This window comes from Pseudomonas sp. 28 E 9 (assembly GCF_900004785.1).
Taxonomy (GTDB): Bacteria; Pseudomonadota; Gammaproteobacteria; order Pseudomonadales; family Pseudomonadaceae; genus Aquipseudomonas; species Aquipseudomonas orientalis_A.
Genome location: NZ_CVTK01000053.1, coordinates 20,093 through 32,709, shown reverse-complemented (window position 1 = coordinate 32,709; position 12,617 = coordinate 20,093). Strand labels below are relative to the sequence as shown.

General features: G+C 63.0%; 9 protein-coding genes and 1 pseudogene. 2 read left to right on the top strand and 8 right to left on the bottom strand.

The features are described from left to right. Nucleotides 1-419: 419 nt before the first annotated feature. A complete protein-coding gene (locus BFQ00_RS20710; RefSeq protein ID WP_065934584.1) occupies nt 420-1,658 on the bottom strand; it encodes an acyl-CoA dehydrogenase family protein in 1,239 nt (412 codons plus the stop codon). Nucleotides 1,659-1,923: 265 nt separating this feature from the next. Here BFQ00_RS20710 and sfnG point away from each other — a divergent pair, with 265 nt between their 5' ends. After that, the gene (gene sfnG / locus BFQ00_RS20705; RefSeq protein WP_065893171.1) at nt 1,924-3,009 is read left to right on the top strand and encodes a dimethylsulfone monooxygenase SfnG; all 1,086 of its coding nucleotides are present in this window, start codon (nt 1,924-1,926) and stop codon (nt 3,007-3,009) included. Nucleotides 3,010-3,059: 50 nt separating this feature from the next. Here the strand turns inward: sfnG and map are convergent, their stop codons facing one another. Both map and BFQ00_RS20695 read right to left on the bottom strand, forming a co-directional pair. Continuing rightward, nucleotides 3,060-3,815, bottom strand: a complete 756-nt coding sequence (map, locus tag BFQ00_RS20700; protein ID WP_065934583.1) for a type I methionyl aminopeptidase — start codon at nt 3,813-3,815, stop codon at nt 3,060-3,062. Next, a complete protein-coding gene (locus BFQ00_RS20695; protein WP_065887356.1) occupies nt 3,812-4,015 on the bottom strand; it encodes a ParD-like family protein in 204 nt (67 codons plus the stop codon). The genes map and BFQ00_RS20695 overlap by 4 nt, the downstream gene beginning before the upstream one ends. Before the next feature lie 370 nt (nt 4,016-4,385). On the opposite strand from BFQ00_RS20695, the gene BFQ00_RS20690 reads away from it, so the two are divergent. Continuing rightward, nucleotides 4,386-4,652 (top strand): DUF1652 domain-containing protein, encoded by a 267-nt coding sequence (locus tag BFQ00_RS20690; protein ID WP_065887355.1) that lies wholly within the window; start codon nt 4,386-4,388, stop codon nt 4,650-4,652. A 57-nt stretch (nt 4,653-4,709) separates the two neighbouring features. On the opposite strand, the pseudogene BFQ00_RS20685 reads toward BFQ00_RS20690, so the two are convergent. The 5 genes and pseudogenes from BFQ00_RS20685 to BFQ00_RS20665 form a co-directional block, all read right to left on the bottom strand. Continuing rightward, nucleotides 4,710-7,316 (bottom strand): annotated as a pseudogene (locus BFQ00_RS20685) (autotransporter outer membrane beta-barrel domain-containing protein). A 118-nt stretch (nt 7,317-7,434) separates the two neighbouring features. Continuing rightward, nucleotides 7,435-8,373 (bottom strand): carbohydrate kinase family protein, encoded by a 939-nt coding sequence (locus tag BFQ00_RS20680; protein WP_065934582.1) that lies wholly within the window; start codon nt 8,371-8,373, stop codon nt 7,435-7,437. A gap of 12 nt (nt 8,374-8,385) precedes the next feature. After that, a complete protein-coding gene (gene xylB, locus BFQ00_RS20675) occupies nt 8,386-9,867 on the bottom strand; it encodes a xylulokinase (RefSeq protein ID WP_065934581.1) in 1,482 nt (493 codons plus the stop codon). A gap of 139 nt (nt 9,868-10,006) precedes the next feature. Continuing rightward, complete coding sequence (locus tag BFQ00_RS20670; protein ID WP_065934580.1) at nt 10,007-11,488, bottom strand: mannitol dehydrogenase family protein; 1,482 nt, start codon at nt 11,486-11,488, stop codon at nt 10,007-10,009. Nucleotides 11,489-11,506: 18 nt separating this feature from the next. Next, nucleotides 11,507-12,610, bottom strand: coding sequence for an ABC transporter ATP-binding protein (locus BFQ00_RS20665; RefSeq protein WP_065934579.1), 1,104 nt, complete (start codon nt 12,608-12,610; stop codon nt 11,507-11,509). Nucleotides 12,611-12,617: the final 7 nt, after the last annotated feature.

Genomic DNA, 12,617 nt, shown 5'->3' with positions numbered 1-12,617 from the left:
ATCCGTTTCTGCGGTAACGGCTGCTAATGGTTCCGCTTTTACAGCGGCTCACTTTTGAAAAGCGCAAAAGTAAGCAAAACGCTCTTGCCCCACCACTCGGCACCTCGCCTGGGCTCGGTGTGCCCTCTCTCCGGCTTGAATCCGTGGGCCGCCGCAATGGGCCATCCCTGGCCCAGTGCGGCTAACCCGGCGTCCTGCCGGGTTGCCCACGGATTCAAGCCTGCGTTCGGCCAGCGTGGTTTAACGGGGCGCCTGAGATCAAGATCAAGAGCGACTCGCTGCGCATCGTGGTTACGGGTGGGGGCGGCTGCTTTGTGTAGGAGCGAGCTTGCTCGCGAAAAACGTCAACGATAACGCGGGCTTCCTGAATAAACGCGGTGCCTGTGAGTTTTTCGCGAGCCAGCTCGCTCCTACGGGCATTAGGCTTTCGCCGGGCCGTTGCCGATCTGCCAGACGAACGGTGGCTCGGTGCCATTGATTACCCAGTCGCCGACGATCCGTGCCTTGTAGATCAGCGGGTTGTGCGATGACACGGTTCGCGCATTGCGCCAGTGCCGGTCCAGGGCTTTGCCCTGGCGCACATCGGAGGCTCCCAGGGCGTTGAACAGTTGGCTGGTGGCTCGCTGGATCAATTCCGACACCACCACCTGGGCTGTCGCGGATTCGATTTCGGCGGCGACGTTGGCTTCGCGCTCTGCTGCGTTATCGCCACCGAAGCGGGCCAGGTAGGCCCGTTGCGCCGGCAGCGCGGCCTGCAATGCGCTGGCGCGGGCTGCGTAGACGAGCGCGGCGACTTCGCCTACCACTTGTTGTACCTGCGCGTCCTGGCTGACATGCGGGGCGTTGCCGTGGCTGTAGATGCGTTTGCGCGTGCGTACCTGATGAGCGACGTCGTTGAGCGCCGCGTGGCCGATGCCGGCCAGGGTGGCGAGCAGTACCAGTTGATAGAACGCGGTCTGGTATTTGAAGCGGGTGGCAAAGTCGATCACGTTTTGCCCTTCGACCACGGCATCGGTAAAGCGCGTGGTGCCGCTGCCGGTGGTGCGTTGGCCGAAGCCGTCCCAGTCATCGCTTTGCACCACCCCGGGCTGGCGCGTGCGGGTGGCGGCGATGACGTCGGCGCCGGTGTCGCTGCGCTGGGCGTATACATCGATCCAGTCGGAAAACAGGCTGCCGGTGCTGTAGAACTTTTCACCGTTGAGTGTCCAGTCGTCGCCGTTGGGGCTGACCTGGGTGACCACGTCGCCGATAGCGACATTGCCGATTTCGGTCCAGGCGCAGCCGACGATGTCGCCGTCGACAAAGCGCTTGAACCACACCTCGCGCGCCGCGCCCGGCGGCGCATTCAGGCGGTCTTCGGCGAACGCAAAATGCCCGCGCAGGGCCTGGGGCACATTGGAGTCGGCGGCGGCGAGTTCGATCAACAGTTCGAACAGCTGCGGCAGCGACGCGCCGCCGCCGCCATATTCCACCGGCACGCGCACCGCGCCAAAACCGGCTTCCTTCAACCAGCGGATCGGCTCATGGGGCAGGGTGCGGCTGTGTTCGCGTTCCACCGCGCCGTCGGCGACGCGCTGGAAGATGGGACGGAAACGTTCGGCCAGGGCGGGGTAGTCGACGCCGATGGACAGCGGGTTGATGACGTGTTGCTCGGTCATGGGTGCGGCTCCTGGGCTGTGATCAAGTCCCTGGGTGTTTGCACAGTCCGTGCCGGGCGCGGCGGCCCGTGTTTACGGCGCGAGGAGGCAAGCCGCTGTTGCTCCAGCAACAGCGTTTGCACAAAACGCAGTGTTGCATGACAGTTGCGGCGCCTTGCGTAACCCCGAGGTTTCGCGCCACAACCCGCAAGGGCAGGGCGTGTACCCATAGCTGGCACGCTTGCTGCTCAAGTCCTCCTACATTCCTTTGTGCGAGGTACCTCCAATGAGTCAACACGCCGTGAAATTTGCCTATTGGGTGCCCAACGTCAGCGGTGGGCTGGTGGTCAGCAAGATCGAGCAGCGCACCCACTGGGGCATCGACTACAACCGTAAACTGGCGCAACTGGCCGAAGCCGCCGGCTTTGAATATGGCCTGACCCAGATTCGTTTCACCGCCGGCTACGGCGCGGAGAACCAGCACGAGTCGGTGGCGTTCAGCCACGCGCTGCTCGCGGCGACCACCACCCTCAAGGTGATTGCGGCGATCCTGCCGGGTCCCTGGCAACCGGCGCTGGCGGCCAAACAGTTGGCGACCATCGACCAGCTCACCAACGGCCGCATCGCGGTGAATATCGTCAGTGGCTGGTTCAAGGGCGAGTTCCAGGCCATCGGCGAACCGTGGCTGGAGCACGATGAGCGCTATCGTCGTTCCGAAGAATTCATTCGCGCCTTGAAAGGTGTGTGGACCCAGGACGATTTCACCTTCAAGGGTGACTTTTACCGTTTCAACAATTACACCCTCAGGCCCAAGCCACTGGGCCAGCCCGAAGTGTTCCAGGGCGGCAGTTCAAGGGCCGCGCGCGACATGGCGGCGCGGGTGTCGGACTGGTACTTCACCAACGGCAACACCCCCGAAGGCATCAAGGCCCAGGTCGACGATATCCGTGCCAAGGCCGCCGCCAATAATCATTCGGTAAAGATCGGCGTCAACGCCTTTGTGATCGCTCGCGATACGGAAGAAGAGGCGCGGGCCGTGCTGGCGGACATCATCGACAAGGCCGACCCGGAAGCGGTCAATGCCTTTGGCGATGCCGCGAGGCAAGCGGGCAAGGCGTCACCGGAAGGCGAGGGCAACTGGGCCAAGTCCAGCTTTGAAGACCTGGTGCAGTACAACGACGGCTTCAAGACCAACCTGATCGGCACCCCGCAGCAGATTGCCGAGCGCATCGTCGCACTCAAGGCGGTGGGCGTGGACCTGGTGCTGGCCGGCTTCCTGCACTTCCAGGAAGAAGTGGAATACTTCGGCAAACGCGTGTTGCCGCTGGTGCGTGAGCTGGAAGCCGAGGCGTCCGTCAAGCAGGTGGCCTGACCCGACTGATCGACTGATCGTTCCCACGCGGAGCGTGGGTACGATCGCGGTCATGCCGGCGGTTGCAGCGTCAACACCTCAAACCCATCCGCCGTCACCGCGACCGTATGTTCCCATTGCGCCGACAGGCTGTTGTCTTTGGTCACCACCGTCCAGCCATCCTTGAGGCTGCGCACTTTGGCGCTGCCCTGGTTGAGCATCGGCTCGATGGTGAACACCATGCCTTCGCGCAGTTCCAGCCCGGTGCCGGGACGGCCGAAGTGCAGGATCTGCGGCTCTTCGTGCATTTCCCGGCCAATGCCGTGGCCGCAGTATTCACGCACCACGCTGTAGCCGTTGGCCTGCGCATGGCATTGGATCGCATGGCCGATGTCACCCAGGCGCGCGCCGGGCTTGACCTGGCGGATGCCGGCCCACATCGCTTCGAAGGTCATTTCTACCAGGCGTCGCGCCTTGGGCGTCACCGTGCCGATCATGTACATCTTGCTGGAGTCGGCGATAAAGCCGCCTTTTTCCAGGGTGATGTCGATGTTGATGATGTCGCCATCCTTAAGGATTTGCTTCGCGCTGGGCATGCCGTGACACACCACTTCATTGATCGATGTATTGATGCTGAAGGGGTAGTCATATTGCCCGAGGCTGGCCGGGCGGGCCTGCAACGCCTGGCGGATGAAGGTTTCGACGGCACTGTCCAGTTCCAGGGTGGAGCGGCCGGCGGCGACGAAACCGTCGAGCATGCTGAACACCTGGGCCAGCAGGCGCCCGGACTCGCGCATCAGCGCAAGCTGTTGCGGCGTCTTGATCATTGGCTGCGCCCCCTGATCAGGTCGGGTTTGTCCAGCAACAGTTTGTTGATCAGGTCGTTGTAGGGCAACTGAGGGTTGAGCTCGGCAAGCAGGCCGATCTTGATCCAGAACTCGGCCTGGGCGTTGATGGAACGGTCCATCGCGGCGCTGGCCAGGCGCAGTTGTTCGTGCAGTTGGTCGGTGATCTTGACGATGCCCATAAGCTTCACTGTGGAGGATTTATATACGAAGCGTATATGTTTCGTATGCTTTTCGAAAGCTCCGCTCGACGGCTGGTTGAGTGGCTGATTGTTTGCCACATGTTGCTGAAAAATCGGCCACCCCTGTTGCGCCCGATCCGAGACTGACGGTTAAACGTTTAATCGGCGCGGTTCGACGATGATGTGAACTGTCGGATGTGAGGCGTATAAGCAAGCGCTGAGCTTATGAAGAAAGGTTACAACCGCAATGGAATTTGCCGAGTAGGCTCATCAGTTGAAGGCGTCTTCCAAGGCTGGCGAGACGTGGCGGGCAAGTGCCTGCCGGACCCTATAAAAACTGTTGGCAGTCTCAAACAAGGAGAGGTTGGCCATGCTTTCTGAACTCGAGCTTCGCAGCATTATTGAAGGAAGTTTCCTGCCCAAGCGGTGTGAGTGCACCAAAGCCGAAGATGCGTCGCTGACGATCAAGGTGTATGACGACCGCGACCGTGATCGCGTGGAGTTGGAGGTCAAAGGCATCAGCGCGGACAAACTCGACAGCAGTCGCGCCATTTGCAACCTGATCGCCGGGCTGCGTGAAGACCTCAAGCAGGCGCACACGCCGGTCCTGCAGCGAGCAGGAGGGCGTGGTTTTTAAGCGTGTGCCTGGCCCTGCGTTGACGTGGAGGCCGGTATTAACCAGGCCTCCTGCCGTTCACCAGCTCAGGCGCACCCCGGTGTTGCCGCCCACACCCTTCTGGGCCTCACCGTCCATATCAGTGGTGTAGTCCGCCGCCAGGTAAACACTCACCGCCGGCGAAAAGTGGGCGACGACCCCTACGCCGACATCGGCGGTGGACGACTTGTGATCGCTCTTGATGCGGTCCACATCATCGTAAGTCACCGTGTCGCTGCCGCCGAACGTGCGCCAGGCGTTGACGCGCACATAAGGTTCGACGGGCGTATTGCCCACTCGATAGCGACCCTTGACGCGGGCACCCATACGTCCGGTCCAGTACGCCTGGGAGTCGAACGACACCTTGGAAATACCGTCATGCTGGCTGTCCAGGTCGATGGTCTGGCGGATTATCTGGAGCTGGGGCTCCACCACCCAATGTTCGGAAACGCTGATGGGATAACCCGCTTCAGCGGAGAGTGCCAAGGCATCGCCCTTGGTGTTCACCTTCACGCCGCGGTCGGACGTGTTGTCGCCGTCGAGGCGTGTGCCCATGGCCACCAGGTCGATGTACTAACCCTTGGGGTCGGTCAGCGTCCAGTAGGCGCCGAAGTTATCACCGTCGAGTTTGATCCGCCCGGAGCGCCGGTCCTGAAAACCTTCGGCGAACCCTTTCACGTCGCCGCGCAAGCGACTCTGCCCGATGAACAGGCCGACACGTTGCAGTTGCCCGCCGCCGGTTTGCCCAGCGTAGAGGTCATGCCCCACCTGATAGCCCTTGACGCTGCCGTCGAAGCTTGGCGACACGGTGCCCGACCAGCTCTTGTTCAAATCACCGCCATAGGCACGCGCCCAGCCGGCGGCAACCGCGCCCGTTTCAGTGAGCAGGCTTTGCTCGCCCTGGCGCTCATGAAAGGTGCCCAGAGCCATCCGCGTCATGACTTGCGCGGCCGGGACCACCACCGAGTACACCGGCACCTCCAGGCGATACAGCGGGATGGGCTCTGCACCGACCACGGCCGTTGGCAGTGCCGGGCTGCCGGCGGCAGGTTGCGGTGAATCGGCTGCCGCGACCTGGCTCGGCGGTGGCACCGCAGGCTGGATCGGCGCGACCGGTTGCGCGGTCGGCGGCTCCACCGCTGGTTCATCGGGGTCGACGACGGGAGGCGTCGGTGTAATCGGTGCAACAGGCACCACCACCGGCGGGGTGGGCGGTACCGGCGGCACGACGGGTGGCTGCACGGCCACCACCGACGAGCGCAGGTACCAGTTGTTTTCCGTGCCGGCGGTCACGCCGCCTTTGAACAGCCGATATTCATAGGCGCCGGCAGACACTGAGCCCTTCAACGCAAAGGCATCTGCGCTGCTGGTCGTACCGTTGAGGGCCTGGACCACCTCGATGCCACTGTTCCGAGTCAGCCCGCCTGCACCGCCCAGATTGGTGACGCCCAGTTGCGTGTGACCGCCGATAATTCCGTCGGACACCACCAGCTTGTCGGTCGCGGAGTTGTCATCACCGAGGGCGCTTTGCAGCCAGAGCTGGCCGTTATTGCCCACATAGTTGCCATGCACCGTCAATGAACTGTTCGCGCTGTTGTCGGTGGTCATGTCAATCGTGCCGGCATTGTTCAGCGTCGCCAGCTGGCCCGCCGTGTAGGGGCGGATTGCGCCCTGGCTCACCGCCAGGGTACTGCTGCCATCGATGTTGAACGCACCGGTGTTGCTCGCACTGTCACCGAGGAAAAAGTCCCCGGCCAGATCAAAGCGCGATGCATTGTTGAGGTTGACCGTCTCCCAGCCGACATAGCGGGTGGGCGTACTGGACGTGGTGTTATCCAACGTCATTTGATCACTGCCCAGGCCGCCGTCAATCGACGACGTGGCGGCCAACCGGTTTTCATCAAGAGCGCTGAGCAAGGCGGTGTCGTCACCATCGCCCATCAAGACGGAAGACCGGATTTCGCCGCCATTGCGCCAGGTGAACGTGTCGTTGCCGAAACTGGCGCGGATTTCACCTTTGATCACGCCGCCGCTCACCGTAATGATGTCGTCGCCGCCGCTGGTGCTGATGTTGCCGCCGACGCTGCCTGTTCCCGAGATGTCGACCCTGTCCTTGCCGAACCCGGTGACCAGGTTGCCGAGGATCTCGCCGCCGGTCATCTCGTAGACGTTATCGTCCAGCTTCATGTCGACCCGGCCAATCGTGCCGCCGGTTTGTCGCGCCACGTCACCGTCGACGAATTCCCGTTCGATGACGCCGCCGGTCATCAGGAAGGTATCGAGTCCGTCACCCTGGGCCAGCGAAGCAATCCGCCCGCCGTTCATGACGAAGTCATCGATGCCGGCGCCTTGTTGCACGGCACCCAGGATACTGCCGGCATCGATCAGGATGTGATCTTCGCCCGCGCCGAACGTGACAGGGCCGTTGACGGTTCCCGTACCACCGGCGGGCAGCGTCAGGCGGTTGTTGCCCTGAAGATCGGTGAGCCCGGCGGTGCTGGTGCCGCTGTCGCAGACGAACGTATCGTCACCGGGACCTGGGCTGAAAGCGCACGCGGCATGCGCGGGCTGGGGCGTGAAGTACTGCAGTGAAAGGATGCCGACAGCAATAACGGCTCGGGTTGGGAAACCAGATGCCTTGGTCATGACGCGTCCTACGTATTGTTTTTAGTTACTGCTGTTCTTCGGTGTAGCACAGGTTCGCTGCATGGCAAGGTTTTTGGATAAAAGGAAAAGGCCGCGCAGGGCACGGCCGGTGGGGCTGTCAGCCTAGTTGGCGACGGTAGGGCAGGTCCGGCCCGGTGCGGGTGCAGGTCAGCGCAGCAGCGCGGATGGCAAAGCCGAGCATGGCGTCGATCTGTTCGCGGCTGAGCTGTTGCAGCCCTTCAACCGAATCCAATTGCTGCTCGGTCAACCAGGCGATCAACGCCGCCTGGAAGGTATCGCCGGCGCCCACCGTGTCGGCCATCACGATGTCGATAGCCGGTTGTGACCAGTTGCCGTGCCGGCGGCTGAACACACTGGCGCCGTCGCCGCCACGGGTGAGAAATATCAGCTGGCAGCGGTGTTGCAGCCAGCCTTGCAGCACGCTTTCGGGCGATTGCTCGGGGTAGAGCAGGTGCAGGTCTTCATCGCTGACCTTGATCAGGTCGGCATGCTTGACCAGCTCGGCGATACGGTCGCGCCACAGCTGGATGTCCGGTTGCGGGTTAAGGCGCACATTGGGGTCGAGGCTGATCAGGCGCTTGCCGCTTTCGCGCTGGACGAGGGCCAGCAGCGTGTCGCCGATGGGTTGCACCACCAGCGAGAACGAGCCGATATGCAGCCCGCGAATCTCATCGCCCAGTACCGGCAGATGCGCGACTTGCAGTTGCCGGTCGGCGCAACCTTCGCCGCGAAAGCTGTATTGCGGCGAGCCATTGGCACCCACGGCAACCATTGCCAGCGTGGTCGGTGCGGCGAACTCCACGAGAAATTGCCGGCTCACGCCTTCATCCTCGAGCACCTGCGCCAGGCGCCGGCCGAGGAAGTCGGTGGACACCCCGCCGAACAGTCCGGCCTCGATGCCCAGGCGGCGCAAGCCCACGGCCACGTTGAACGGCGACCCGCCGGCAATCGACTTGTAGTTGACCCTGGACGCAAGCCCGCTGGCATCCTCCTCGCTGAAAAAATCAAACAGCGCTTCACCGCACACCAGATACATAGTCGTTCGCTCTTAAAGGGTTGCCACAAGCTGTTGATAGCGCTCGTAGGCCTGTTGATAGGCCCTGACATTGGCCGGCACCGGCAGGGTGCGGCTGGCCGGGTCAAGGCTCACGCATTTGTCGCACAGGCTGGCCAGGGATTCGCCGGACTGGCACCACGCCGCCTGGATCGCCGCGCCCAGGGCTGCGGCTTCGCTTTGTTCGGTACACACCACTTCGGTGTTCATGATATCGGCAACCATCTGCCGCCACAGCGGGCTTTTCGAACCGCCGCCGATCAAGCGGATGCCCAGGCTTTGCAGGCCGGTCTGGCGCAGCAGGTCCAGGCCGTAACGCAAGCCGAAGGTGGTGCCTTCGACCACCGCGCGGCACAGGTTGGCGCGGGTCAGGTTGGTCATGGTCAGGCCGTGCAGGCTGCCGGTGGCCTGGGGCAGGGCGGGCACCCGTTCGCCGTTGAGGAACGGCAGCATGCTCACCCCGTCCGCGCCGATGGGGGCCTGTTCGACCAGGGCATTGAAGGTGTTCAAGTCCAGCTCGAACAGCTCGCGCACCACGCCGGTGGCGTTGGTCAGGTTCATGGTGCAGATCAACGGCAACCAGCCGCCGCTGGAGGAGCAGAAGGTGGCGACCGACGCCTGGGGGCTGACGTTGGGCTGGTCGGCGAACGCGTAGACGGTGCCCGAAGAACCCAGGCTCATGGTGATCACGCCCGGTGCGATATTGCCGGTGCCGATGGCGCCCATCATGTTGTCGCCGCCGCCGCTGGCGACGATGGCGTTGGGGTTGATGCCCAGGCGCTCGGCGATGGCGGGCAGGATCGTGCCCACCGCCTGATCGGCTGTGATCAGCTCGGGCAGCGCCGCTTGCAGGCGCCCGCTGGGGTCGATGTGCTGCAGCAGCGCAACGTCCCATTCACGGCGGCGCACGTCGAAATAGCCGGTGCCTGAAGCATCGCCGTATTCGGCGACGGCGCGGCCGGTGAGCCAGTAGTTGAGGTAGTCATGGGGCAACAGAATATGGGCGATGCGCGCAAACAGGTCCGGGTGCTGTTCGCGGGTCCACAGCAGCTTTGACACGGTGTAGCCCGGCGCAATGACCACGCCCAGGCGCTCCAGCGAGCCGCTTTCGCCGCCCAGGTGCTGTAACAGGCGCTCGTTTTCGGCGGCGGGCTCGGTGTCGCACCACAGCTTGGCCGGGCGCAGCACCTGGCCCTGGGCGTCGAGCAGAACCAGGCCATGTTGCTGGCCGGACACGCCGATGCCGAGGATGTCCTGGCCGTCCACCCCGGCCTGTTGCAAGGCGCGGTGAGTGGCTTCGGTGAAGGCGTCCAGCCATTCCTGGGTGTGTTGCTCACGCCGGCCGTTGGCGCCGCTGAGCAGGGTGTGCGCGGCGGCGCCCAGGCCCAGTACCTTGCCGCTGGACGCGTCGAGGACGATGGCCTTGGTGCCCTGAGTGCCGCAGTCGATGCCGAGGAACAGGTTTTGCTGGGTCATGATGGAGTGCTCAGCAGTTTTATTGTTGGAGTTGTCAATGTGGTCAATGTGGGAGGGGGCTTGCCCCCGATAGCAGTGGGTCAGTGAACGATTTATTAACTGACACACCCTCATCGGGGGCAAGCCCCCTCCCACAGTTTTAAGCCGGTTTCTTCAGTAACCGCCTCAGGGTTTCAGTGACGCCGTGATCGCGCAAACTTGCATAACACCGCTCGAACGCTGCCACAAACGCGGGTGAGTTGGGAATAGCCGTGCCGAAAATCTCTTCAACCCCCAGCAAGCGCTCGCTGATCAAGCTGTCATCGCTGACCAGTTGCTGGCAGAACTGCGCGCGCGGGTCAGGGATGGTGTAGCTCACGCCATTCTCATCGACACCCTTGAGATACAACGCCCACGCAGCGACCACCAGTGCAGCCCGTTCAGTCTCACGGCCGCCCGCAATCAGGCGGTTGATCGTTGGCACGGTGAACTTTGGAAACTTCGAGGAGCCATCCGAACACACGCGCTCCAACTGGTCGGCAATCGCCTGGTTGGAAAACCGCTCGACGAGGGTCTGTTTGTACTCGGTCAGGTCGATGCCCGGCACCGGCGCCAGGTTCGGCGTGACGTCCAGGTCCATGTAGGCGCGCATGTAGGCGACAAACAGCGGGTCGTTCATGGTTTCGTGAACGAACCGGTAGCCCTTGAGAAACCCCAGGTACGTCAGGGCCAGGTGGCTGCCGTTGAGCAGGCCGATCTTCATTTCCTCGTAAGGCGTCACGTCAGCGGTGAACTGCACGCCGACCTTTTCCCAGGCCGGGCGCCCGTTGACGAATTTGTCTTCCAGCACCCATTGCACAAAAGGCTCGCACACCACCGGCCAGGCATCGTCAATGCCGTGCTCGTCATGCAATTGCAGGCGGTGGGCAGTGCTGGTCATCGGCGTGATGCGGTCGACCATGGCATTCGGGAAGCTCACATTGGCCTGGATCCAGTCATGCAACTCGGCATTGTGCAGCGCGGCAAACGCCAGCAGGGCCTTGCGCGTCACAGCGCCGTTGTGCGGCAGGTTATCGCAGGACATCACCGTGAACGCTGGAGTGCCGGCGGCGCGGCGCCGGGTCAGGGCGGCGCAGAGAAAACCGAACACGGTCTTCGGTGCGTTCGGGTGCGCCAGGTCATGCTGGATCTGCGGCAGGTGGGCCATGAACTCGCCGTTGCTGTCGTCGATGCAGTAGCCGCCTTCGGTGATGGTCAGCGACACGATACGGATGGCCGGCTCGGCCAGTTTATCGATCAGCGCCTGGGCGCTGTCTTCGGCCAGCAGCATGTCGCTGATCGCGCCGATCACGCGCACTTCGGTGTCGTCGGTGTCGCCCAGTTCATACAGGGTGAACAGATAATCCTGGCCGGCCAGGTCGTCGCGGGCCTTGCGGTCTTCGGCCCGCAGGCCCACGCCGCAGATGCTCCAGTCCAGGCCTTCACCGCTGTTCATCAAGGCATCGGTGTAAAACGCCTGGTGCGCCCGATGGAAACCGCCGACGCCAATATGCGCGATGCCTTGCGATGTGCTGGCGATGGCATAGGTGGGCCGTTGCACTTCGGGTGCCAGCTGGTTGAGGGTGTGTTTATTCAGCTTCATGACGTAATACTCGCGAAATCAGGCGGCGGCGCGCAGGGGGCGGGTGACGGCCACGCCATCGGTGTCGAACAGATGGCAATGCGCCGGGTCCAGGTGCAGGTGCAGCGTCTCGCCGTACTGGCTGGCCATGTCGCCACGGATGCGCATGGTCAGCGGCTCGCCGTTGGCGGTGATGACGTGGCAGAAGGTGTCGCTGCCCAGGCGCTCGCCGACGTCGGCGGTGACGGTCAGGGTGGTGTGGCCCGGCGCGGCGATTTCCAGGTGCTCGGGGCGAATACCCAGGGTCACCGCGCTGCCCACGCTCAAGCTGGCGCCGCTGAGCGGCAGACTGATCAGGGTGCCGGCGTCGAGTTGCACGTCACAGCCCTGGCCTTCGACACGGGTGACCTTGCCCTTGAGGAAACCCATCTTCGGCGTGCCGAGAAAACCCGCCACGAACAGGTTGGCCGGCTGGTGGTACAGCTCCAGCGGCGAGCCGACCTGTTCGATGCGGCCGCTGTTGAGCACCACGACTTTGTCGGCCAGGGTCATGGCTTCGACCTGGTCGTGGGTCACGTAGATCATGGTCGCCTGCAGCTCTTTATGCAGGCGCGCCAGTTCCAGGCGCATCTGCACGCGCAGGGCGGCGTCGAGGTTGGACAGCGGTTCGTCGAACAGGAAAATCTTCGGGTTGCGTACAATCGCCCGGCCAATCGCCACGCGCTGGCGCTGGCCGCCGGAGAGCTGCTTGGGCTTGCGCTCCAGCAGCGGGCCCAGTTCCAGGATGCGCGCCGCTTCATTGACTTTGCTCTCGACGATTTTCTTGTCGACGCCGGCAAGGTCCAGGGCGAACGACATATTCTTGCGCACGCTCATGTGCGGGTACAGCGCGTAGGTCTGGAACACCATCGCCAGGTCGCGCTTGGCCGGGGTCACTTCGGTGATGTCGCGGCCGTCCAGTTCGATGGTGCCTTCGCTGACCTCTTCAAGGCCGGCGATCAGCCGCAGCAACGTGGATTTGCCGCAGCCCGACGGGCCGACGAACACCACGAATTCCTTGTCGTTCACTTCCAGGTCGATGCCTTTGATGATGGAAAAACCTTCGAAGCCTTTTTGCAGATTCTTGATTTTCAGGTTGGCCATGATGGGC

What these genes read in the sequence shown, in the direction of transcription:
- BFQ00_RS20710 (WP_065934584.1), bottom strand. Translation starts at nt 1,658, where the DNA reads ATGACCGAGCAACACGTCATCAACCCGCTGTCCATCGGCGTCGACTAC.
- BFQ00_RS20680 (WP_065934582.1), bottom strand. Translation starts at nt 8,373, where the DNA reads ATGTATCTGGTGTGCGGTGAAGCGCTGTTTGATTTTTTCAGCGAGGAG.
- sfnG (WP_065893171.1), top strand. Translation starts at nt 1,924, where the DNA reads ATGAGTCAACACGCCGTGAAATTTGCCTATTGGGTGCCCAACGTCAGC.
- BFQ00_RS20670 (WP_065934580.1), bottom strand. Translation starts at nt 11,488, where the DNA reads ATGAAGCTGAATAAACACACCCTCAACCAGCTGGCACCCGAAGTGCAA.
- BFQ00_RS20665 (WP_065934579.1), bottom strand. Translation starts at nt 12,610, where the DNA reads ATGGCCAACCTGAAAATCAAGAATCTGCAAAAAGGCTTCGAAGGTTTT.
- xylB (WP_065934581.1), bottom strand. Translation starts at nt 9,867, where the DNA reads ATGACCCAGCAAAACCTGTTCCTCGGCATCGACTGCGGCACTCAGGGC.
- map (WP_065934583.1), bottom strand. Translation starts at nt 3,815, where the DNA reads ATGATCAAGACGCCGCAACAGCTTGCGCTGATGCGCGAGTCCGGGCGC.
- BFQ00_RS20690 (WP_065887355.1), top strand. Translation starts at nt 4,386, where the DNA reads ATGCTTTCTGAACTCGAGCTTCGCAGCATTATTGAAGGAAGTTTCCTG.
- BFQ00_RS20695 (WP_065887356.1), bottom strand. Translation starts at nt 4,015, where the DNA reads ATGGGCATCGTCAAGATCACCGACCAACTGCACGAACAACTGCGCCTG.